This is a genomic window from Chryseobacterium lineare (genome assembly GCF_977014045.1).
In genome coordinates this window covers 453,534-476,292 of record NZ_CDRNIQ010000001.1, presented here as the reverse complement: position 1 = coordinate 476,292, position 22,759 = coordinate 453,534, and the positions used below count along the sequence as shown (strand labels likewise).

At 35.8% G+C, this 22,759-nt stretch carries 20 protein-coding genes and 1 pseudogene; 10 read left to right on the top strand and 11 right to left on the bottom strand.

What is annotated here, in order from left to right:
- Window positions 1-21: 21 nt before the first annotated feature.
- From ACWNCI_RS02065 to ACWNCI_RS02045, 5 genes are all read right to left on the bottom strand, one after another.
- Entirely contained in the window at window positions 22-1,356 is a 1,335-nt protein-coding gene (locus ACWNCI_RS02065; protein ID WP_449386989.1) for a phage tail sheath family protein, read from the bottom strand.
- 24 nt (window positions 1,357-1,380) lie between these two features.
- Window positions 1,381-1,812 carry a phage tail protein gene (locus ACWNCI_RS02060; RefSeq protein WP_346985751.1) on the bottom strand — a complete coding sequence of 144 codons (432 nt, stop codon included), beginning with the start codon at window positions 1,810-1,812 and terminating at the stop codon, window positions 1,381-1,383.
- A 39-nt stretch (window positions 1,813-1,851) separates the two neighbouring features.
- Complete coding sequence (locus tag ACWNCI_RS02055) at window positions 1,852-3,552, bottom strand: phage tail sheath family protein (protein ID WP_449386988.1); 1,701 nt, start codon at window positions 3,550-3,552, stop codon at window positions 1,852-1,854.
- Between the two features lie 78 nt (window positions 3,553-3,630).
- Window positions 3,631-5,388: a phage tail sheath family protein gene (locus ACWNCI_RS02050; protein WP_449386987.1), complete on the bottom strand. Its 1,758-nt coding sequence runs from the start codon at window positions 5,386-5,388 to the stop codon at window positions 3,631-3,633.
- Between the two features lie 51 nt (window positions 5,389-5,439).
- Window positions 5,440-5,985: a DUF4255 domain-containing protein gene (locus tag ACWNCI_RS02045; protein WP_346985757.1), complete on the bottom strand. Its 546-nt coding sequence runs from the start codon at window positions 5,983-5,985 to the stop codon at window positions 5,440-5,442.
- Between the two features lie 468 nt (window positions 5,986-6,453).
- On the opposite strand from ACWNCI_RS02045, the gene ACWNCI_RS02040 reads away from it, so the two are divergent.
- The 10 genes and pseudogenes from ACWNCI_RS02040 (at window position 6,454) to ACWNCI_RS01995 (ending at window position 16,432) form a co-directional block, all read left to right on the top strand.
- The gene (locus ACWNCI_RS02040; protein ID WP_449386986.1) at window positions 6,454-6,774 is read left to right on the top strand and encodes a hypothetical protein; all 321 of its coding nucleotides are present in this window, start codon (window positions 6,454-6,456) and stop codon (window positions 6,772-6,774) included.
- A 35-nt stretch (window positions 6,775-6,809) separates the two neighbouring features.
- Window positions 6,810-8,270 (top strand): contractile injection system tape measure protein, encoded by a 1,461-nt coding sequence (locus tag ACWNCI_RS02035; protein WP_449386985.1) that lies wholly within the window; start codon window positions 6,810-6,812, stop codon window positions 8,268-8,270.
- 167 nt (window positions 8,271-8,437) lie between these two features.
- The gene (locus ACWNCI_RS02030; RefSeq protein WP_449386984.1) at window positions 8,438-9,853 is read left to right on the top strand and encodes an ATP-binding protein; all 1,416 of its coding nucleotides are present in this window, start codon (window positions 8,438-8,440) and stop codon (window positions 9,851-9,853) included.
- A gap of 41 nt (window positions 9,854-9,894) precedes the next feature.
- Window positions 9,895-12,810, top strand: coding sequence for a deaminase domain-containing protein (locus tag ACWNCI_RS02025; RefSeq protein ID WP_449386983.1), 2,916 nt, complete (start codon window positions 9,895-9,897; stop codon window positions 12,808-12,810).
- Complete coding sequence (locus tag ACWNCI_RS02020) at window positions 12,797-13,045, top strand: hypothetical protein (RefSeq protein ID WP_346985763.1); 249 nt, start codon at window positions 12,797-12,799, stop codon at window positions 13,043-13,045. Before ACWNCI_RS02025 ends, ACWNCI_RS02020 begins: the two co-directional genes overlap by 14 nt.
- A 134-nt stretch (window positions 13,046-13,179) precedes the next feature.
- The gene (locus ACWNCI_RS02015; RefSeq protein WP_449386982.1) at window positions 13,180-13,443 is read left to right on the top strand and encodes a hypothetical protein; all 264 of its coding nucleotides are present in this window, start codon (window positions 13,180-13,182) and stop codon (window positions 13,441-13,443) included.
- Between the two features lie 232 nt (window positions 13,444-13,675).
- Window positions 13,676-14,035 (top strand): annotated as a pseudogene (locus ACWNCI_RS02010) (SMI1/KNR4 family protein); the annotation flags it as partial.
- 128 nt (window positions 14,036-14,163) lie between these two features.
- Window positions 14,164-15,254, top strand: a protein-coding gene (locus ACWNCI_RS02005) for an IS3 family transposase (RefSeq protein ID WP_449386732.1) whose coding sequence is annotated in 2 segments (ribosomal slippage) — window positions 14,164-14,416 and window positions 14,416-15,254 — 1,092 coding nt in all. Because the reading frame shifts where the segments join, the coding sequence is not laid out codon by codon here.
- Between the two features lie 264 nt (window positions 15,255-15,518).
- Window positions 15,519-16,019: a hypothetical protein gene (locus ACWNCI_RS02000; RefSeq protein WP_449386981.1), complete on the top strand. Its 501-nt coding sequence runs from the start codon at window positions 15,519-15,521 to the stop codon at window positions 16,017-16,019.
- A 65-nt stretch (window positions 16,020-16,084) separates the two neighbouring features.
- Window positions 16,085-16,432: a hypothetical protein gene (locus ACWNCI_RS01995; RefSeq protein WP_449386980.1), complete on the top strand. Its 348-nt coding sequence runs from the start codon at window positions 16,085-16,087 to the stop codon at window positions 16,430-16,432.
- Between the two features lie 117 nt (window positions 16,433-16,549).
- Here ACWNCI_RS01995 and ACWNCI_RS01990 read toward each other — a convergent pair whose 3' ends face one another.
- From ACWNCI_RS01990 to ACWNCI_RS01965, 6 genes are all read right to left on the bottom strand, one after another.
- Entirely contained in the window at window positions 16,550-17,308 is a 759-nt protein-coding gene (locus ACWNCI_RS01990) for a LytR/AlgR family response regulator transcription factor (protein ID WP_449386979.1), read from the bottom strand.
- A 2-nt stretch (window positions 17,309-17,310) separates the two neighbouring features.
- Window positions 17,311-18,276 (bottom strand): sensor histidine kinase, encoded by a 966-nt coding sequence (locus tag ACWNCI_RS01985; RefSeq protein WP_449386978.1) that lies wholly within the window; start codon window positions 18,274-18,276, stop codon window positions 17,311-17,313.
- Window positions 18,277-18,381: 105 nt separating this feature from the next.
- Window positions 18,382-19,278: a DUF6268 family outer membrane beta-barrel protein gene (locus ACWNCI_RS01980; RefSeq protein WP_449386977.1), complete on the bottom strand. Its 897-nt coding sequence runs from the start codon at window positions 19,276-19,278 to the stop codon at window positions 18,382-18,384.
- 54 nt (window positions 19,279-19,332) lie between these two features.
- Entirely contained in the window at window positions 19,333-20,004 is a 672-nt protein-coding gene (locus tag ACWNCI_RS01975) for an ABC transporter ATP-binding protein (RefSeq protein ID WP_449386976.1), read from the bottom strand.
- A 422-nt stretch (window positions 20,005-20,426) separates the two neighbouring features.
- Complete coding sequence (locus tag ACWNCI_RS01970) at window positions 20,427-21,662, bottom strand: ABC transporter permease (RefSeq protein ID WP_449386975.1); 1,236 nt, start codon at window positions 21,660-21,662, stop codon at window positions 20,427-20,429.
- A 5-nt stretch (window positions 21,663-21,667) separates the two neighbouring features.
- Window positions 21,668-22,759, bottom strand: coding sequence for an efflux RND transporter periplasmic adaptor subunit (locus ACWNCI_RS01965; protein ID WP_449386974.1), 1,092 nt, complete (start codon window positions 22,757-22,759; stop codon window positions 21,668-21,670).

The following is a 22,759-nucleotide window of genomic DNA, read 5'->3' as shown; positions in this document are numbered from 1 at the left end:
TTTAATTGTTATTTAATTTTTTTATGCTTCCTGTAATTTGTGTGAAAAACGAAGCACGATAAATTCTGCAGGACGTACGGCAGCCATACCGATCTCGATATTCATTCTTCCTTCAAGGATATCCTGTGCTGACATGGTTTTGTTTAATCCAACGCTTACATAATACGCTTCTTCAGGCTTGCTTCCGGCTAATGCGCCGTCTTGCCACTGCTGGTTAAGGAAATTCTCGATCATCGTCTGTACTCTGATCCATGTGTTGGCGGTATTCGGTTCAAAAACAAAACGTTCTGTTGCTTTTTTCACAGATTCTTCCACCATGTTGAAGAAACGACGTACAGAGATATATCTCCACTCGTTGCTGTTTCCGTCTAATGTTCTGGCGCCCCAAACCATGATTCCTTTTCCTGTAAACGCTCTGATCGCGTTGATCGATTTTCCAGCTTCAGGATCTACATTAAGACTTTCCTGATCTTCATGAGAAATTTTTGCGCTTGGTGCTACTACATAGTTCAGTCCTACATTCGCAGGCGCTTTAAATACTCCTGAAGTACTGTCTACCTTAGCATATACTCCCGCCATTGATGAAGATGGAGCCATTACTACTTTTTTAGATTCCATTGCATTTTTTGCAAGGTTATACAATTCAGAATCATGTGTTTTCCAATACTCAAGAGTCTGACCTCCAACTGTAATAGCTGAATCGAAACTGTAAGTCAAAACCGTTTCTAATTTTGGATGGTAGGCAGCTCCATATTTTAAACGTTCTCCACTTGGTCCGGAAGTTACCTTTTCTCTAAAATCACTAACTGCATTATCAGTATTTCCAATAACATCCATAATAACGAATCTGTCCTTCATTGATTCTGCCTGATCTAAAGCTAAGCCGTATAGACTATAAGCATCATCTAAGCTTAAACCTTCAGCATCCGGGAAAACAATAAGTGTAGGCTCGTCTTCTTTTTCTAATGTATCAAGACCTGCTTTTAAGTCAACTAATTTTACGCCTGCTGATGGATAGGCTGATGCTACAGAAACAATATAACATGGCCCTCCGCCATTGGCAAAATACATTTGCATCGCATAATACATTTTGAAAGGACTTGGACTGGCTAAAGTTGCAGTAACACTTCTGGGTGTATCTGAAGTTGCTGCAACAATATTAAATGTAAAAGCTTCATTTTTTGCTTTTCCGAAAAGCGTTTCGTATTCCAGTATAGATGAGATTCTTGTCGGCTCATTTTTCGGCCCTTTTTCAGTATATCCAACAAAAGCAGGAATAGCCGTTTCTACTTGTGCTACAGATGGTGGGAATTTTGCGATTTCCTCTACGTAGACTCCAGGTGTTTTGTAATTCATTTTTTTAGATTTTTAAATTATTAATTAGTTATTTTCAATAGTTAATCCCTCGTGTGCCAATTCCAGAGTTTCGATTGCTACCTCGTTTCCTTCAGCTTTCAGATCTGTTGACTGCATTTTTAACGGGAAGGCATTTTTCACTTTCCAGGTAACTGCAGGCTCACCGTTCTCGTCCAAAAGAGAAATCGTGATTGATCTTCTCTCCACCGTATTCAATTGAATGGATTGAAACCATGCAAAAAACTCATTATCAGCTTTGAAAGTTCCTCTTTTCAACGTGATGTTATTGAAAACTTTCAATCCCGGCATCTTGATTTTGCTGAAATCAGGGCTTGCTCCATGTCGGTATTCAATAAGACCAGCTTCAATATTTAAACCCGATACTTCCTGAAAACCTACTTTTGTTCCGCCCCAATCTACTTCAAAGGCAAACTTTACTAATGGATATGTACTCATAATTTTTTATGTATATTTAATTATTATTTAGTTTAATTTTTATGCTTCCTGTAATTTGTGTGAAAAACGAAGCACGATAAATTCTGCAGGACGTACAGCAGCCATACCGATCTCGATGTTCATTCTTCCTTCAAGGATATCCTGTGCTGACATGGTTTTGTTTAATCCAACGCTTACATAATACGCTTCTTCAGGCTTGCTTCCGGCTAATGCGCCGTCTTGCCACTGCTGATTAAGGAAATTCTCGATCATCGTCTGTACTCTGATCCATGTATTGGCCGTATTCGGTTCAAAAACAAAACGTTCCGTTGCTTTTTTCACAGATTCTTCTACCATGTTGAAGAAACGGCGTACAGAGATGTATCTCCACTCGTTGCTGTTTCCGTCTAAGGTTCTGGCGCCCCAAACCATGATTCCTTTTCCTGTAAATGCTCTGATTGCGTTGATCGATTTTCCAAATTGAGGATCTACGTTAAGTGCATCTTGTTGTCTGTCGGAGATCTTTTCTGTTGGTGCTGCTACGAAGTTCAGTCCTACATTAGCCGGTGATTTCCACACTCCGGAAGTGCTGTCTACTTTGGCATACACCCCTGCCATTGAGGATGAAGGAGCCAAAACAACCTGTTTAGATTCAATTTCTTTTTTAGCCAGATTGTACAGTTCTGAACTTGCAGATTTTAAATCAGCCAGATTGGTGATACCCGATGCGCCCGTAACCAAAACATCAGCCTCCTTGAAAGCGTAGCTTAAAACGGTCTTTAATTTTGGATGATATGCAGCGCCATATTTTAGACCCGATGCATTGACTTTGTCTCTGAAGTTAATATCATTATCCAGTACATCCATAATGACAAATCTGTCCTTCATCGCTTCTGCCTGATTCAAAGCACTGTTATATAAAGAGTAAACTTTCGTAATAGCAGTGGCATTAGATTTAGCAGCAACAGCCGTAGCATTACCAGAGGCAGCCGTAGAAATTGTGGTTGCAGTCGTAAAATCGGTATCAAAAGCAGCACTAACAGCCTGAGCAGCTGCCTTAGCAGCAACTAGATTAGCAGCCGCCATAACAGCAACAGCAACAGCTTGAGCAGCAGCAACTTTAGCAGGAATAACGGTTGTAGCAGTAGAATAGCTATTCACTTTAGTAGCAACAACATCTAAGGCAGCTTGTAAATCAGCAGCAGCCTGAACAGCGTCTGAAACATCTTTAGCCGCAGCCTTAGCATCTGTAGCCGCAGTCTTGTTATCTGTTGCAGTCTGGGCTGTAGCAGTAGCTGCATCAACATCCGCAGCAGTCGGAACCAAGCCTTGAAGATCCGGGAAAACGATAAGCGTAGGTTCGTCTTCTTTTTTAAGTGATTCAAGACCTTTTAATAACGTTTTATCCGATGTCGTAGACTCTACCAGTACAGGATCTGAGTAACTTCCTACTGAAACGATATAGCAAGGCCCTCCGCCATTGGCAAAATACATCTGCATGGCATAATACATTTTAAAATCGCTTACCTTAAGTTGTGCTGCGGTTGCAACGCCATCTTTGAAAGCGACAGCAAACATTTCCGGATTTGCTTTTCCAAAAAGTTGTTCATACTCCAGCATAGAACTGATTCTTGTCGGCTCATTTTTTGGTCCTTTTTCGGTATATCCGATAAAAGCCGGAATAGCTGTTTCAACTTGCGCTACGGAAGGTGGAAATTTTTCCAGTTCCTCCACATAGACTCCAGGGGTTTTGTAATTCATTTGTTAAAATTTTTAAATTAAGATTAATATACCTCGAAGTTTAACTTCGAATGTTTACTCGTGATTGATTATATTGTTTTAGGATTGTTGTAGTTTGTGCGAGAAATTTAATACGATAAACTCTGCCGGGCGTACTAATGCTATTTCGATTTTTGCATTCAAAATATTATGATCAGTAGTTTCATCTTTGGTTCCGTCAACCTCTACTTTGTAAGCTTCTTTCGGAGTACTTCCAGCTAATGCGCCCTCGATCCATTGTTGGTTGAGAAAATTTTCCAACATAGTTTTCGCACGTAAATACGTGGAAGGAATGGTAGGTTCATCGATAAATGTTTGCAAGGCAATGTTTATCGACTGTTCAATCATATCACAATAGCGACGTACATGCACATATTTCCATACATTATCTTCAGTCTCTATTTTGTCTCTTCCATCAAGAGTTCTGGCTCCCCAGACTAAAGTTCCTTTTCCGATAAAAGCTCTGATGGCATTGATTGATCCTGAATCATTTATATTCAAATCTGATTGCTCTTTATCCGAAACTTTTTCTGTCGGGGCGATAACATAATTAAGACTGACATTGGCAGGTGCTTTCCAAACTCCTCTTGTGCTGTCTATTCTGCCATATACTCCTGCCATTGCTGATGATGGAGGTAAGACAACTTTCGATGACATGAGTTCTTTTTTAATTTGGTTATATAATTCCGAATTGGTCGATTGTAAATTTTTCAGGGTTAAACCATCTGCTGCTCCTACTTTATCTTTTACGGCAAGAATTGCAGTTTTTAATGCTTCAAACTCTCCACTAAAAACAGGCGCATCTTCATCTAAATCATCAGGTATCACAAAATCATCAATTGTGCCGTCATATATTGCTTCCAGTACGGCTTTTGCTTCTTCAATTGCCTCTGCTAAATCAGCTTTTGCATGATCTGTCTGATCAGATGCTTCGTCAGCATTTTCATTAACTTCTTCTGCGATGGCAATCGCCTGGCTTAATAAATCTGCCAATACCATAGCATTTGCGGAATGGCTTGAGATCTCTTCACCGGCCAGCCTTTTTAATTCGTCTAAAGCAGCAATTTCACCTGCATAAAAACTTGCGCTGGTTTCTCCCTGTTCTTGTAAACCTGTATGTACTATCGGGGTCACCGTTTCATCAAACGTATAATTCAGAATGGTTGTTAAGTGAGGAAAATAAGCTGCGGCGTGAGTGCTGAGCTCTACTTCTTTTCTAAAGTTGCCGATGGTGTTAAGATTGTTTGATAGTATTGAAGAATTTCCCTCATAAGTATCAAAAATGGCAAATCTGTTTTGAGTCTCTAATTTTCCTATGGTATATTTGTAAAGATTATAAAAATCTGATTCTGTTAATGATACTGCATCAGGAAAAACGATAAGAACAGGATCTTTAATAGCTTTTATGGTTTCAGTCACATTCAGTCCGTTTTTTAGGGAAGATAACTCTACTCCTGCTGATGCCGAATCATAAGTTCCTACTGAAACAATATAACATGGGCCTCCGCCATTGGCAAAATACATCTGAAGCGAATAGTACATTAAAAATTGAGCATCCGGCGCTATAAGGGTTGTTCCTTTATCTTTTACATCTTTCAGTCGGATACTTTCCTTTTTTGCTTTTCCAAACTTATCTTCATATTCCAAAAGAGAGCTGATTGTAAGCTTTTCATTATTATTATCATTAATATTATAGCCTTCAGGTATTCGCTCAGTGTACCCGATAAATACCGGTTTCGCTGTATCTACCAATGTAACTGAATTGGGAAGCTTAGTGATTTCTTCAATGGAAACGCCTGGCGTCGTTGGATTTGCCATGTTTTAAAAATTTAAGTTAAAGGTTATTAGTTTTTATTTTTGTTTTTATGATCAATCGACTTTGATGCTTTTAACATCTACTTCATCTATTAATTCAATATCGATTGGTGGTGTATCCGCTGCAATTTTTATCACACTGATTTTATAGAATGCAGAAGGCATTACTTTTCCGCCCAGCAGCCCCCAGACATAGCTTAGTTGCTCAAAAGGAATGGAATGCAATTCGATTCTGAACTTTAAATCATTGTATTGCAGCACATTGTTTGTCTGAAATATCTCGATAATTTTTGAAATATTTATTAAAGCATTTGAATATCTTGTCCTGTTTGCAGCGATCATTACATATAAATTCAAATAAGCCGGCGCACTTTCCAATTCATAGCGAACCGGTACGTTGCCTACTTTTACCTGATTATATCTTGAGGCGTTTTTCATTGTAGATTCTTCCTCAACACTTACTAAAGTGATTACAACTTTATTGTCAAGACCTGAGGTATCGTCTTCGTGCTTCCCGATGTTATCCACCACTACAATATCATGTAAATCAGTTGCAACGTTCAGCGTATCTTTTAAAACCGTTAGTACATTATCAATCATAATTTTTTGCTCTTTATTATTATGCTGCAAACATACAATCACACGCCATCAAAAGACAAATATTTTGGGGCCTCAAACCTGTCTTTGCAGTAAATAAAATTTTAACACTTTATAAAAATTTAAAAAAATAAAATTTATAAAATATTACAAATCAAAACTTTAAATATTCAAATAAAAACAATAATTCCAACAAAAAGTTTTCTTATTCTAGTCATGGTGAAATGATACAGTATAATTTTATCAGGAAAAAAAATTTTTTTTCCCGATAAATGTATTAGTAAATCCAATTGCAATTTTTACGAAGAAGTATTGCTTTTTTAATCAGACAATTTCTAAAGATTATAGCTCTGAATCCTTAAAAGATGATTTTGGTTTTTACTGCAAAGACAGAACGGAGAGCTCTCATAATTAGTCAGATGGATTTTCTTCCTCTAATTTTGACCCCAATAATCTTAAAACTTAAATCGTATGAATATTAAAACACTTTTTGGCAAGCGCAATGAAATCATTGGCGGCCATTTCAATGAGTTACGTTCAAAAATGGGCATGGCGAACCAGGATGAAGAAGCTATTTTCTCTTTACGGGAAGAGATCTGTAATGCCTGTCCTCTAAAAAACGGCAACAACTGCAACGCCATGAAATGGATGAATCCTGAAACACTGGAAGTGGTAGATTCTCCAAAAGATGGCTTCATCAGAGGTTGCGGATGCAGATTGAGCGCAAAACAAAGATCGAAGTTAAGCCTTTGTCCTGCCGGTTTTTGGGGCGGAGAATTTGACAAGAAATAAAACTATCAGCATTGCATAATTAAATCTATTTTGAAGTGAAGCAAGATCATATCATTCAGAAAGTTTTTGTTGAAATTACAGTCAACAACAAAGAAAAAGCATATCGCATAAAAGATGATATCAACAGCTTTTTGTCTATTGATGTTTTCCCGGAAATAGAAAAATACATCAATGGTATAGAGCAGAAATTAGCAGGCCATACGCTGCAAATCCCCCGGATGGAACTGAATCTGGAAGTAAAAAACAGCTCGCTGAATACCGAATTAAAAGATAAAATTGCTCAGCTTTTTAAAGAAAAATTGTCAGAAACAGTTCAACGTGGTGAAACATCCAGACAGGAAACAGAAAATGATCCTAAAGCATATTGGGTTGAAAATCAGGAAAAAATGGTGCAAACCTTTATTTATTTTTTAGAAAACGGATATATGCCCTGGTGGAATTCGGATAAGAAAAGCATTGGTTTTTTAGAAACGCAGACATTCGACACGCTTATTTCAGCTGCAAACTTCTCAAAAAGTATAATTTCTGTTTTGTTTAAACAGCATGTTCAGAATCGGATCATTAATCAGCTTTCTGATGAGCAGATTGCCCGGGTATGTCTGGCTGTTTTAGAAAATAAGGAATTAAAGATCAATTTGAAAGCTGATATTATTCGCCGTATATCAAAACTAAATCATCCGGACAGAATCATGGTTTGGCAACTGGTTTTAAATATGTTAACGGAATATTTGCGCTCATCAAACAGCGATCTTCAGGAATATCTTTTACATCAAATTTTAAAAGCCAAGCTGGCAGGATTGTCAAAGGTAAAAGACAACCATCAAAATTGGAAAACTGTTGTCGCGATATTTCCTTTTATAAAAGAAAATGAAATTTTTGAGAGCATTCAAAGTATTCAAAGCAGTAAAAAGAATACACCTGATCACAATGGAAACCCAAGAACTCCTGAAGAAATAAGTAATCAGAATAATGCAGCGATCCATGATGATGCCATCGCGAATGACGGTCAATATATCCGGAACGCAGGACTTATTTTAATACATCCGTTCATGAAAACCTTTTTTGAACATTGTGAACTTTTCGATCCGGAAACTCAGCAACTTACTGATCCTGAATTGTGTGCACATTTGTTACATTATATTGCGACCGGAACAACAAATGCTCCCGAATATGACATGGCTTTTGAAAAATTCTTATGTAATATTCCGATGAATCAAACGATTAACAGGCATATTAAACTTTCACGCAAGCATAAAACGCAAGCCCAAAATGTCATAGAAAGTGTTCAGTACAACTGGAATCCAATGAAGAAGTCGTCCGCAGCATTATTACAGAATGAGTTTTTCCAGCGCTCCGGTAAACTCGTCGTAACAGACCATGATTATACGCTCACCGTGGAACGAAAAACACAGGATATTTTACTTGAAAAACTGGGCTGGGGAATTGGCCTCGTAAAATTGCCCTGGAAAGAAAAATTCATGTTCGTCAATTGGTAATTAACTACTTATCAAACTATCGCGCCTTATAAAATCTATTATGCGGCCAGGTTTTTATATTTCAAAAACACAATTTACGGAGTATTCCTCCCGCACTATAATATCATTTCAACAGCACCACTTAAAATAAAATTATGAAGTCTTCTATTAACTATGAAAAATCATTAATGAAAACAAAAATTAATGAAAAAACAGAGAAAATTAATCATTCATTTCAGGTCGATGATCTAAATCACCACTCTTTACATGAAGAAATGAAATGGCTGGAATCGCTTGTTGAAATGCGATGCAAAGAACTGTTTTTAGAAGATGAAGAGTTGAAGATTGCTTACGAAATACCCGAAATGCCAACTTTCGATGATGAATCTCCCTACTCAAACACCATCAAAATCCACCAACTTACAGCAATAGACAGAGTCATTTTAGCACTGGCGATTGCTTCGGCTCATTATCCGTCGATATTAAAAACATTTGTACAGATAGAGGAAAGCAGTAATGCTTTTGCGATTGAAGCCGGTGGCGAATACAATAAATTTAACAGAAGTTTTAAACCAACTTTCCAGACCGCACTTTTTTTGCTGGCCGGGAAAGATTTATCCTTGTGGTCACACTACAGCGCGCAACTCATCAACGGAAGTGTACTTTTACAAAACGACATCGTTTATAACCGCTCTTCAGCAGAGTTCATTCATGGAAAAATTGAGTTGGATACCGCTTATCTGAACTATTTTTTATCAGGCAAGAAACCGCAACTGGATCACGGTTCTTACTTTCCGGGAAAGCTTTACAAATCAGATTTAACGATGGATGATATTATTTTGGAAAATAATGTCAGAGAACAGATAAAACCCATCGGAAATTATATAAAAGCCTTGGAAAATGGCTTTTTTAAAAACAGTGAACACGGCTTTAAACCAGGTTTTATTGCTTTATTCTACGGTGCGCCGGGAACAGGAAAAACGATGCTGGCAGGAATTCTTGCCAATACCTACGGAATCGATATGTATCATGTAGATCTCTCGCAGGTAGTCAGCAAATACATTGGTGAAACGGAGAAAAATCTTGAAGTGTTGTTCAACAGACTACAGGGAAAAAATTGTATGTTGTTTTTTGATGAAGCGGATGCCTTGTTTGGAAAACGTTCTGATGTAAAAGATGCCCATGACCGCTATGCCAACCAGGAAGTGTCTTACTTATTGCAACGAATAGAAAAATTTGACGGATTAACTATTCTGGCCTCCAATTTCGAGAACAATATGGATGATGCTTTTAAGCGCCGGATAGATGTTTCTATTAATGTAATAAGACCTGCAGAAAATACGAGAGAATCGCTTTGGAAGCATTATTTACCTAAAAACATAACCTTTGAAAGTGATGATCTTTTAAAACATTTAGCTAAAGAATATTCTTATACCGGTGCTAATATCCGCAACATTATGAAAAACATTGCTATGGCTTTACACGACCGCGATGAGACTATTATTACCTATTCATTATTAAGTACTTATTTAACTATCGAAAACGAAAAAGCTTTCGGGAAAAACCAGTCCCGACTCAGTCCGTTTGTCCAGAGAACAGAATAAGCTTCAGTACAGCATAATGAATTTACCTAATAACCAACAACATGAGCAGACATAAAAAAACATTTGCACCGAGGGCCAACCGGTCCGGGTCGCAAAATATCCATCATAAAGAGGATGAAGAAAATCAAGAGAAAATTACCAGTCAGGATGTTACCATCTCCCTCGCCAAAACAGAAGTTACCCAAATAACGTACGGTCTTTTTAGAAACAGAGCATTTAAAAAGGTAGAGAATGGTTCAGTCACTATAAAGTTTTTAGAAAAAGGCCCACATGTTTTAATTCTCAATAAGGCACTCAATATATTAGGCTATAAAGCGGTGGGAAACGGATCTTCTTTTTGGAAGGAAACGAAGATGGCAATAATCAACTTCCAACAGAAAAATGGCATTATTGCAACAGGAATTTTCAACAGGGAGACTTTGTTGAAAATGGATGAGGTGTTGAGTAAAATTAAAGATGAAAAACCTAAAAAGGATGATGTTGTCTTATCAGCAGCAGCAGAAAAACTTAAAACCAATAATTCTATAGATGATGACTCTGTTATTTATCCTATTGTTGTAGCAAAAAATCAGAAATTTAATGGGAAACTCATTCAGACCGATGAAGATCTCAACCACTTTGCAGAGCAACAAATGAAGTTGACCCGCCATCTAAAGTGGGAGCCAAAATTTACTGATGAAAAGGTGAAAGATATAGTTGCCAAAGGAGGATCTGTAAATTACAGAATATCGTCTAAAGAACATACCATAGAAAAAGAAACAGAAGCATTATCACCTGATAAAAAAGAATTTATCCGGAATCCGGCAAGTACTGCAGATTACATTCAAAATACCCGTATCCTTGATTTGTTAAAGCAATTATCGGAGGAAGAAATGGCCGATTATAAAAGTAAAGTTTCACAGGAAACAAGCGATTTAACGGCTATTGAAGAGTCGCTGAAAGCATATATCAAAGAACGGGACAAAAACCTTAAAAACCGCGATGAATTAGAAACTGTGAAAACTAAACTTTATGGTTTAGAAAAATTGTATGATCAATATATTAAATATCTCGGTATTTCTCCGACTACCAATGTAGGTACTATTAAAGAACCTCTTATTGTAGACAATCCAATGTATTCATTTAAAGAAAAGGAGCTTACTGAAGCAATGAAGGCCAATGGTTTTGACAGTATTAAAGAATTTGAAGATTATATTAGACGTTACGAAAGTGCCTTTGAAACCGAAACCGTTCGCATTGGTATTGAAATGCTACAACATTACAAACATACTTTGTACCAGGAAGAAAAAAAATTAAGTAACATTACTTTCTTGGACCATCTGTCACAAAGCATTATAAAGTCGGGGGCTCAGGAAGATTATGAAACAGGAAAATCAATCAAAAGTAATTCGAAAAAGGTTCTTGAACATGGAATATCTTATACTGATCAACAGGAATATAGTCTTGGACAATCTAAAATAAACAATGCTAATAAATCGATAAGCTTACTTTCCAGTCAGACACCATTGGTTAATGACCCTGATTTCGATAAAGAAGAGTTTGCAGAAATTAGTAATAAAACGGATTTAAAAGCATTTTTGAATGAATACATCACTTCACAAAACGAAAAAGTAAATAGTGTAATCAATAATATCACAGAGAATCCCGAGCATATTTATGAGCTTGATAATTTATTTAAAGCTTCTTACGAAAAGCAACATATTGAAAAAGGAAGTATTTATGATCGTATTATTACTGCAAAATATGACCGTTTAAAAAGTTTAGAAATACTGTTGGCTATTTGTGAAGGTATTTTTGCACTTGCGCTTATCGTGGTGACCTGGGGTGCAGCTACTCCGGTAGTCATTGCGGGTGGTGCGTTGTCTTTAGCAGTCAGTATTGATGTTGCTTACGACACAATAAAAGAATATAAAGACAATAAAGAATTTCATGATGTAGGTTTACTCTCCGATGATCCGAGTTTGGTTTGGGTAGTCGTTGCCATTGCAGGAGTTGCGTTAGATGCAGCAGCATTGGGAGCTGTATTAAAATCTGCAAAACCCATTGCCGCAGCCGGAAAAGCTTTTAATGAAGCAGAGGATGCCACAAAAGCAATAAACAGACTTGAAAGTGATTTGGCTAAAATTGAAGGTCTTGAGGAAAGAGTGCAGCAAAATATTGTAAGACAGGCCAAAATACAGGCTCAGGAGAAAAAAATATTGGACGGTTTTGTAAAAGCCCGACAGCTTACTTATGCTACAATCCCCGGGCTTCCTCAGGCAGGCGAATTGTTAGCCAGAGCAGTATTTGCTATTCGGAAAGGAATTGTTACATTTGATAGCTTTATAGCCGAGCTAAAATTAGCTAAAGTAATAAAAGAAACGGGATTAAACCCCGAAGAACTGCTTGCGGTGAAAAATGCTTTTGAAGAAGCAAGAACTTTAGCCAAAGATGAAAAACTAGTCGCTGAACTTGAAAAAGCAATTGCGGAGAATGATGTGGCGAAGGTAAAGAGTTTACTGGGGGAAACAGAGGATATAGGACTCGTGACTCAAGGGACCGAAGAAGAAATCTTACAAGCAGCAAAAAGAATAAAAGACCATAGAGCTGCTAATAACTTAAGAGGAGGTAATTATGGATATATAGAGGGCCAAATAAATGGTAAAGTAGTAGATAATCGGTTATGGAGAAGTGTACCTTTAGATGTTGCTGAAAATGAAATTCACATCTTTAATGCAATAAAAGTAGAAGGTAATAAAGGAAAAGAATGGTTACGAATTACTGATAGTGAGTATAGAATGTTAAATAAATTAGCCAAAGATTTAGGCGCAAAAAAAGGAGGTAAATACCTTGAAATAGTAGGGGAAATAAAAATAGTATCAGAAAACCCATATTGTATCTCTTGTACAGGAATAATACAACAGTTTAACGAAATGTTTCCAAACATAAAAATAATATTGATAAATGGAGCCAAATAAAAATGAAATAACTTTTGAAGTAATGGTAATGTATTCAGAAGTTTTAGAAAAAGCAATTGAACAACATAACAATTTTAATGAGACTGATTTTAGAATTGTAGAAGTTATAGATGATGAAGTAATATTTTGCAAAATAGGAGTTTCTAAATATACAACTTCAGATTTATTTAACTTAGGTCACAGGTTATCTGTAATAGAACATAATATGCGTGAAAATGGTGAAATAGACTGGTAAAATATTCTTGTATTTATTATGACTTAATAACCACTACCAAAACTGAATAGTATATCTTTAGTTTATTTTCTTTCATTTACTTGAATATGTCTGAATGTAAAAATTAACTTACAGATAACTTAAAATACTAATAAATGAAAGTAAAAAAAATAATGTATGCTCCAACAGCAGTTACACAATTTACATACAATTTCAATAAAGAAAATAATACAAATATTGAAAATAAAGATGAAGTAATAGACGGTTCTTGCTTTGTAACGATTGACTTTAAAAATACTAGCCAAGATTTAGTGTTTAAATATTCTTATGAATTAGGAGTAATTCAGCATTATTTAGCAAAAAAGGGTGAGGATTGGTTACCATTGGCAGATTATCCTTTTCCTCCAGAACAAGAATAAAATTGCAATATCGAAATAAAAGTTAATTAAATAAAAAAATAAAATCATCATACAAGTAAAGTTATTAGAACTAAAAGATAAAGAGATTATAGGATTTAATAAATATTCTGAATTTGTAAAAGCATTAAATAATATTTCGGGAGAAAATATCGAGATAGTTGTTTTATGTATAAACTAATTTTAAAGATAAGAATATGATTGATTTTGAAATAGAAAATAAAAAGAATTAAGTGAATTTGAAAAAGAAATAGGGCTACCACTACCTCAAAATTATAAAGAACATATGTTAAAATATAATGGAGGATCTCCATTGAGTTACTATACTTATTTTGGAGAGCCTGATGACGGCATACTGTTATCCAGTTTTAAATCTATTAAATATGACACTTCTCTTTTCGAAAAACAAGACTATTTACCAAAAAATTATCTAAGTATTGGTTATATAGAAACCGGTTATTTAGCAATGTCTCTAGATGAAAAAGATTATGGAAATATTTTTGTGTATTATTCAGAAGCAGAATTAGAATTTTTAGCTTCATCTTTTACTGAGTTTTTAGAAAGTTTAGTTGATTATACCTATATATTTGAATAGTCACTATTTGCTAATGGAAGTATCACCATCATAAGATTATACTTCTTAATGTACAAGAATGTAAACTTCCCTGAAAATGTATCCATTTAAAGATAGAGTTTTTGCTTTAAAAAACTTTAAATTTAAATATGAAAAAGAGTAAGTATTCAGAGAGTCAGGTTTTTGGAATTTTGAAAGAACAAGAACTTGGGAAGAGTGTGATAGAAATATGCCGTACTCATGGTATTACACAAGGTACATTTTATCGTTGGAAGAGTAAATATTCTGGGATGGAAAGTTCGGATATTCAAAAGATGCGGGATCTGGAATCCGAAAATTCTAAACTTAAAAAACTTTATGCAGAAAGATGTTTAGAGATTGAAGCTTTAAAAGATGTTCTGTCAAAAAAGTGGTAAAGCCTTCTGGACGGCGTGAAATTGTCAACTTTATCCGGGAGAAATATAATTTCAGTGAGAGGAAAAGTTGTTTAACAATTGGTATCAGCAGGCGCAGCTATCGGTACAAAAGCAGAAAGAACGACGATGAATTAATTGATGCTCTGACCAGACTTTCGCAAGAGCATCCAGGTTATGGTTTTTGGAAGCTATATCATAAACTTAGGAATTTGGGATATATTTGGAATCATAAACGGGTTCATAGGGTTTATGTGGCCTTAAAAATGAGCATTCGCAGAAGGGTAAGAAAAAGACTTCCCACCAGAATCAAAGAAAACATCAATATTCCTCTGGAGCCTGATGAATGTTGGAGTATGGATTTTATGAGCGACAGTTTATATGACGGGAGAAGATTCAGAATATTAAATATTGCTGATGATTATAACCGGGAATTACTGTCTATGGAAATTGATACAAGTATCTGTTCTGCAAGAGTAGTGAGAGTTTTAGAACAGTTAAAACAACAAGGGCGTAAGCCTAAACGCATAAGAGTTGACAATGGCCCTGAGTTTATATCTAAAAATCTTCAGCTATGGGCTCAGGAAAATAAAATAGAGATCCATTATATACAACCAGGGAAACCTACACAAAACAGCCTTATTGAAAGACTGAATAAAAGCTGTAGAAATGAGCTTCTCAATATGTATGTCTTTAAAAATCTACAGGATGCCGAAGAAAAAGCAAATCAGTGGTGGATAGAATATAATTACAACAGACCGCACGAAGCATTAGGAAATATAAGCCCTAAAAAATATAAACAAAAAATGAAAGAATCTATCATTTAGAATGGTCACAAAATTGGGTAGCTTACAGAATGAATTACAAAAACGGATAACTTTTTTAGTTAACCGTTTTTTATTTTAGAAAAAAAAAGGAATTGTTACATTTGATAGTTTTGTAGCCGAGCTAACAATAAAAAAACGGTATTAAATCCCGAAGAACTACTTACGGTAAAAAATGAATTATATAAATTGGTTTCAAAACTAAAAAAAGATTAATAAAACTTAACTACTGCACAAAAACACATGAATCGGTCGAACGTAAAAGAAATGCAGCAATTACTAGAAAATGAATCAGACGGAAATGAATTATATGATTTGCTAATAGATTGCGGAAAAAAATATCCCTGGACACTTCAGGAGAAAAATGAGCTAAAGAATATCATTGTAAAATTATGTGACCATCCAAGCGAACAAGCACGTAGCGCATCCATCAGAGTTTTATGTTTCTATTGGAGAATGGAAGAATTTAGAGATAAAGCATGGGGAATGTTTTCCAACGATGAAGATGATGAGGTAAGATCTGATGCTCTGATGAGTTGGTCAAATACATATCGTAAAGAGAATAAAGCATCAGTTATGAAAAAACTCTATTCAATTCTTGAAGATAAAGACACTGATGTTGGTATTAGGGAAACAGCTTATAGATGTATATTTTATGTATCTCCTTTAGCTCCAGAAAACAGACCAAATCAAATTTTAGATTGGGACCATTTTGATGAAAATGTAGATTGGAAATTAATAGAAAAATTGATTTCAGAAGCACAATAATTTTAAACAGAGATTTAAGGAACACCACCTTTTAGTAATTATAAATTAAATCTAACTAAAAAAATATGATTAAAAAAATCGAAATAACCAGACAAAAACTGTTTGATGGTGATGAGGAAAAATGTTTACAGGAAGTTTTTGAAATTGAAAATCATAAAATCAAATTGATTGATTTTTACAATAACCCGTTGAGGGATTTAAAAAAAGAAATAGATGAAGAAAGTTTTGATATCATCGTTAAAGAAAACAAATTTAACGTAAACACAGGATTTATTGAAAAATATACATCCGAAGAAGGTTTAGAAATTCATTATTTAAAAAACAATGATTCCATTTATCTATTTTCATATGGAGAATATCAACCGGGAAGATATATGCTATTTTTAGAAGGTATTTGGCATTACACTTCATAACGAATGAGCTGTCCACGATTGCGGGCAGCTTTTTAATTTAAAATATCCATCAAATCAAAGGTATTGAATTAATAAATATCAAACTGATAATGATACTGTTTTCTTATTTCAAATAAATCATCTTCCACTTTCAAGCCACTCTTTGAAGGCCGTTACCTTAAGGCGGCTGACTATTATTTGATTTTCAGGTTTAATGGTAAGCTCCAAAATAACTTTCCTGTTAAAGTAAGGCTGAATGGTAAGAATCGTATTTCTGTTGATGAGCATTTGCCGGTTGATCCTGAAAAAAACATGAGGATCACAGACGTTGGCGATGTATTCCATATTTTTGAAAACAGGGTATCGTTTTCTATCGAATGTGTATAGATAAACAATATCTTCCTCTATGGCAAACATCGCAATATTTTCCGTTAAAACCACAATTGTCCGGTCTTTCTGTTGTGCGAGAAAACTTTCCTGATAAACTTGGGTTTTGGGCTTTTCTCCCGGAATTTCAAAGGACAATTGTGTTTTGAAACGTCCGGCCAGTTGCCGGAATTTATGAAGCGCATTCAGTATTTCCTCATCTTCAAAAGGCTTAAGAATATACTCTATTCCGTTGTTTCTGATGGCCTTAAGCGCATATTCATCGTATGCTGTACAGAATATAACCGGGATATTGATATCGATATGCCGGAATATTTCAAAGCTGTGTCCGTCTGACAAATGGATGTCAAGAAACATCAGATCTATATTCTGAGCATACTTTGAAAGATATGAAACTGTTTCGGAAATAGATTCCAAAGTCTTAATAACAATAAAATCCCTGTCACTTTCTATGACTTCCTGCAACAATCGGGCAGTATGATGCTCGTCTTCCACCAACAAAACATTCATAATTAAATCAGTTTTAATTTTACTTCAAATTTCTCTTCATCCGAGCTTTTCAAAATTCCATCAGAAATTTTTAATAAGGCATAACGCTGTGCTATATTTTCAAGTCCGAATCCGGAAACTTCGGCAACTGTAAGTTTCGGCAATCTGTTATTTTTGATAAAAATATAATTATTATCGGTATAAATATTGATTTCCAGCGGCTTTGATGAAGAAATCCTGTTATGTTTAAAACAATTTTCTGCCAGGATCTGAAGGCTTAGTGTAGGAATCTGTTTCTGCAAAAGACTTTCTTCAACATCGATCGATACTTTGATGGCACCTTCATTTCTGGTCTGCATCAAGAAAAAATAGGATTTCAGGACATCAATCTCATCTTTAAGCGATGTGGTTGAGGTATTGTTTAAAGAAAGTGTCAGCCTGTAAAAATTGGAAAGGCTCATGACAAACTTTTCTGATGAAGGATGATGATTCCTGATCATTGTACGCAAGGTATTGAAAGAATTGAAAAGAAAATGAGGATCTACCTTTGTCCTGAGTTCCTGAAGCTGTACTTTGTAGTTTTCAAGCAGGATCTGCTCTTTTTCCAGCTGAAGTTTTGAAATGCTCTCATTGGCCTTCAGAGCAAATTGAATGATGAAAAACAATACCGCGGCAAAAAATAATTTAACAATAAATACCCATTTAATGGCATTGGGAATTTTAAATATTAACAAAGCAAAAACGGCATAAACAATGACGACAAAGGATGCAACAATTCCTGTAGTGACCAGATTTCTATATTTGGTTTTGATATTGGAAACTGCCTGTAAAATATACCAGAGAATATACAATACAATAGATGCATACAGCCATTTCTCTGCAAATCCGTCAGGCTGAACATTAGAAGTCTCCGAAATGGAAAAGAAATTAAGACCCGGCAAAATGATGGCCAGTGCTACAGGCAGTATGATATGTATCCTTTTTTTCATGCAAAAGATTTTTTAAATTTATCTGATCATGGACATTTAATCATCTTAATTTCTATTCAAATCTAGTAAAGATTTACTGAAGATTAAGCTTGTTATAACATTTATCTACAGCCCAAAGCTATATCCGATATTAAATCTCAATCCCCTGGATCTGATTTCCCGAATGGGTTCTGACTTTTGACGAAGATCGAAAGTGAAAATACTCCAGTTATTATCAGCGGTATCTTCATAAAGCTTGAGGTTATTGATAAAATCATATCCAATTCCCAGTGACAACGTATGATGTCCTGCCAATTTATATTCCAGACTGCTCATTCCATACCAATTGTTTATCCTTATAAAACGGCTGCTTTCTTCGTTTGCCGAAAGCCTGTAACTTCCTGCGCCCGCAACTATTTCGTTGGTCCACGAAAGTTGATCATTAATGGTATAGATCAGCTTTGGACGGATCGGAAGAAGGCCTGCGAGCTGTAACTTTGGTGTAATTTGATAATCAACGGATATAAACGGATTCAATTGATGTCCGTAGAACTGCCTGTTGTAGGAAATCCCCCACCCTGTCTTAAGATGGTCATTATGCTGAATGGTATATCTTGCACCAAAAGAATAACGGAAATCTTCTTCACTGACATCCTTAAAATCAGAATAAGCGCCAACCTGTGCGAAGAGATAAAGCTTATATTTTTGTTTTATTTTTAACTGCCAGAAAACGAAAATATCTGCACCGTAAAGATCTTTAGAGAGTGCCGGATCAAGACCGGAAATGCTTCTCGATTTGAATTGAAGCCTTCCGCCGACTGTTCTTTTCTCATCACGGTAAATCGGAAAATTCAAAAAAGCATCAATATCTTTTATTTTTCCTTTGGCAGAATCATTCTTTATTTTATCAGAACCATAACTTATTCCAAAGAGATCCGGCTTTCCTTCCTGAGCGTAAATTTTATCATTAAAAAATACGGCCAGCAATAGTAATAATCCTTTATATATTCTACTATGATTCATCTTTTTCTTTTTTGTTTAAAAATTGCTACCCTTACAGACTTCCCTATGTGATTATTAAATGATAATTTTTCCGTCCGCCATTTCTATAATACGGTCGCAATTGGCCGCAAACTCATCATCATGGGTCACTGCTATGATTGTCTGTCCTTTTTCTTTTGCGAGTTCCCGGAATATTTCGAAAACAATTTTTGTGTTTTTAGAATCCAGATTTCCGGTTGGCTCATCACCCATGATAATCGCCGGATCATTGATCAATGCTCTTGCAATTGCCACGCGCTGTTGCTGCCCGCCTGATATTTTTGAAGCCTTTTTATGTTCGTGCCCTTTTATATCCAGTAAACTGAGAAGTTCCATCGCTTTGTGTTCAATTTCTTGCTTTGAATGTTTTTTCAGTTTCAGTGCGGGAAGCATCACATTATCCAGCACCGAAAATTCAGGCAAAAGATAATGGAACTGAAAAACAAAGCCTATATGCTCATTACGGAAAGCGGAAAGCTGATTCTGCTTCAGCCCCGTCACTAAAGTATTATTTATTGAAATCTGGCCTTCATAATCTGTATCCATCGTGGAAAGAAGATATAGTAAGGTAGATTTTCCCGAACCTGATTTTCCTACCACAGCAACAAATTCGCCCTTTTCAACGTTAAAAGTGACGTCCTTTAAAACCTTGAATTTTTCCGGCTCGTAAAAATATTTATTGATGTGGTTAACTGATAGTGCTTTCATAATTAAAAGATTAATGTGTCATTTTGAATTTTCCATTCATAAAAAAAATGTGATAATCAAAATCTCGGTGATCGTAATAACAATAAACAGTATCAGTAGTTTAATGATTATCAATAGATTTTTAATGGTATTTTCAGTAGTCGTATTACTAATCCTTTTGCTGTTTCTGGACGGCCTGTTTGTAAAGTTTTTGAAATTTCGTGTACTCATAAAAATTATGTTGATTTAAGTAACCCGGCAAAGTTTTTGGGATTAATTATGAAACAGATAGCAATAGTAGCAAAACGTCTCCTGCCAATATGTTTTGCAGTTATAATATTCCCGATATAGTTCTGCGTAAAAAATCAGGATCAATACAATCACAAATAGTTTGATGTAAACTAAACTGCCGTTCTCATTATCTTTCTGATTATTTGTTTTCATCATCCTCTTAAAATTGCTACAGGATCTATTTTCGATGCGTTTCTGGCGGGCAGATATCCGGCAATAGCTGTTATCAACAGACCGAATAAAAAAGCCAAAACATAATCCGTTGGGCTGTAATCTATCGGCAAAGTCGTGAAAGAGCCAATTTTGAAAGGAATCTGATCCACGATCATAGAAACAACATATCCGAAGGCAAGACCTGTAAACCCACCGATAAGGCCTATAATAATGGATTGCGTTAAAAAGATCTCGACGATATCGCTACCATTAAAACCCATTGCTTTCAGAATAGCGATTTCTTTAATCTTTTCATTAACCGTCATATTCATAATATTATAAATTCCGAAGCCCGCTACAATTAAGATGGTGAAAGAAACCGCAACTGCCAGAATATTACGGAGAACATTTGCAGAATCCAGCTGTGCATTGCCTTCCTGCCATGCCTCAACTTTATATTCGGTCATTGCCGCTATTTTTTTTGAAGTTTCTTTAGACTTGTTGTAATCATCAATATTGATGAGAATATCTGTCGCATAGCTTCTGTTCTTTGAGAAAAGCTGTCTCGCTGTGCGGATGGAAATGATTGCTCTGGTTTTATCCACACTGGCAGATCCTGTCTCCATAATCCCGATGATCTTAAAAATTCTGGAGATCCCATCGGAAGTAAGCACTGTGATATTATCGTCCATTCCCACTCCAAGATTTTGAGCCAGCTTATAACCCAGAATAATTCCGTCAGCACGTTTTTCAAGGTCATAAAAACTGCCCTGTTGCATATAGTCCGATGTATGGAACAGCCGATCTTCATTTTCCACATCTACTCCGGAAAGAGATGCATTAATCTTCGTAACCCCATTTCTGATAAAAATATTCTGGTTGAGCTGTTCCGTTATTGCGGAGATTTCTTTCAGCCCGGAAACAGATTCTTTGATAGGCTCCGTGTTTTTTATCCCTTCCGTATATCGTATATTTTTGGCGTTATTTACGATCACTAAAGTGCTCTTATCTTTTGTCTGCAGGATCTGACGCACATCAGTCGGAAGGTCATTGTAGATCCTGATATGCGACATGGAAGTAAAAGTGATTTCTGTCTGGGCACTATTGACACCGGACATAAAGCTGTTCATAAAAATGTACATCGATATCCCGAACGTCACGCTCAGCACAGCTACAAGAAGCTGTTTGACCTTGGATGAGAGATGTACCCAGGATATTTTCCTATTCGTATTCATCACGTTTAATCTTTAGGTTTTATAAGAATATCATTTTCAGATATGCCGCTGCGAATCTCTGTCCACTCGTTATCTTTTGAACCGGTAATGACCTGTCTTTGCTCATTATTCTCCAGGGTCACAAATTTTCCTTTGGAAATATATGAAGTGGGAATCACCAATACATTCTTTCGTTTTGATGTTTCTATATTTGCCTGAAGCTGGGTACCGGAAAAAACAGTTTCCGGGGTTTTGTCAAATTTTGCTTCCACAATGTATGATTGTTCTGTCTCATCAAAAGCTGGTAAGATTTTAACGATTGTTGCCGTAAAATCCTGATCTGGATATGTGTTGAGATGAATGGCTGCTTTTTGTCCTGTTTTCACTTTAGCAATATCATCTTCCGAAACATAGAGCTTTAGTTTAAAATCCCCACGGCCGATCCTTGCAATATTCTCACCCTGTTTTACCAGTTCACCTTTCTTTTTAAAAACATTCAGGACTTCACCATTTCCTGCGGAACGGATGGTATAATCTTTTAAAATATCCTGTTGCTGATTTACGCCTATTGCACTTCTTCTCTTCGAAAGATCAAGAGCGTTTTTTGTATCCAGATAATTTTTTTGAAGTGAAACTAAATTATTCTGTGAAGACTGATACTGAAGCTGCGCCTTTTCAAGATCCAGCTGTGAAACAGAATTTTTTACTCTGAGTTCCCGGTATCGCTGAAAGTTTATTCTATCCTGAGCCACCTGATGTTGAGCCTGGTCGATCTGTGATTGAATCTGAAGCAGCTGCGGGGAACTTCCGGATGCATTTTCCTTAGATTGTGAGTAAACCGCTTCTGCATCTTTCAGCTGCTCTGTCTGCACATTGCTTTCAATAGTTGCAATCAGGCTATTGTCAGTCAGTATTTGACCTTCTTTGATCGGAATGTTTACTATATTTCCACTGATCCTGGCCGAAATCATATATTCATCTTCCTTTTCTATGTATCCGCTTGCAAAAACCGCATCTTCAATATTCTTTCTTACCGCTGAAGTTTTTTCTGTTTTGGTACAGGAAACAAGCATCACTGCGAATAAGAAAAGGCTTGTTATTTTTATTTTGTTTATCAT

Excerpts from the sequence above, each read along its gene's own strand:
- ACWNCI_RS02065 (WP_449386989.1), bottom strand. The coding sequence starts at position 1,356 with ATGAATTACAAAACACCTGGAGTCTACGTAGAGGAAATCGCAAAATTC.
- ACWNCI_RS02060 (WP_346985751.1), bottom strand. The coding sequence starts at position 1,812 with ATGAGTACATATCCATTAGTAAAGTTTGCCTTTGAAGTAGATTGGGGC.
- ACWNCI_RS02055 (WP_449386988.1), bottom strand. The coding sequence starts at position 3,552 with ATGAATTACAAAACCCCTGGAGTCTATGTGGAGGAACTGGAAAAATTT.
- ACWNCI_RS02050 (WP_449386987.1), bottom strand. The coding sequence starts at position 5,388 with ATGGCAAATCCAACGACGCCAGGCGTTTCCATTGAAGAAATCACTAAG.
- ACWNCI_RS02045 (WP_346985757.1), bottom strand. The coding sequence starts at position 5,985 with ATGATTGATAATGTACTAACGGTTTTAAAAGATACGCTGAACGTTGCA.
- ACWNCI_RS02040 (WP_449386986.1), top strand. The coding sequence starts at position 6,454 with ATGAATATTAAAACACTTTTTGGCAAGCGCAATGAAATCATTGGCGGC.
- ACWNCI_RS02030 (WP_449386984.1), top strand. The coding sequence starts at position 8,438 with ATGAAAACAAAAATTAATGAAAAAACAGAGAAAATTAATCATTCATTT.
- ACWNCI_RS02025 (WP_449386983.1), top strand. The coding sequence starts at position 9,895 with ATGAGCAGACATAAAAAAACATTTGCACCGAGGGCCAACCGGTCCGGG.
- ACWNCI_RS02020 (WP_346985763.1), top strand. The coding sequence starts at position 12,797 with ATGGAGCCAAATAAAAATGAAATAACTTTTGAAGTAATGGTAATGTAT.
- ACWNCI_RS02015 (WP_449386982.1), top strand. The coding sequence starts at position 13,180 with ATGAAAGTAAAAAAAATAATGTATGCTCCAACAGCAGTTACACAATTT.
- ACWNCI_RS02000 (WP_449386981.1), top strand. The coding sequence starts at position 15,519 with ATGCAGCAATTACTAGAAAATGAATCAGACGGAAATGAATTATATGAT.
- ACWNCI_RS01995 (WP_449386980.1), top strand. The coding sequence starts at position 16,085 with ATGATTAAAAAAATCGAAATAACCAGACAAAAACTGTTTGATGGTGAT.
- ACWNCI_RS01990 (WP_449386979.1), bottom strand. The coding sequence starts at position 17,308 with ATGAATGTTTTGTTGGTGGAAGACGAGCATCATACTGCCCGATTGTTG.
- ACWNCI_RS01985 (WP_449386978.1), bottom strand. The coding sequence starts at position 18,276 with ATGAAAAAAAGGATACATATCATACTGCCTGTAGCACTGGCCATCATT.
- ACWNCI_RS01980 (WP_449386977.1), bottom strand. The coding sequence starts at position 19,278 with ATGAATCATAGTAGAATATATAAAGGATTATTACTATTGCTGGCCGTA.
- ACWNCI_RS01975 (WP_449386976.1), bottom strand. The coding sequence starts at position 20,004 with ATGAAAGCACTATCAGTTAACCACATCAATAAATATTTTTACGAGCCG.
- ACWNCI_RS01970 (WP_449386975.1), bottom strand. The coding sequence starts at position 21,662 with ATGAATACGAATAGGAAAATATCCTGGGTACATCTCTCATCCAAGGTC.
- ACWNCI_RS01965 (WP_449386974.1), bottom strand. The coding sequence starts at position 22,759 with ATGATAAACAAAATAAAAATAACAAGCCTTTTCTTATTCGCAGTGATG.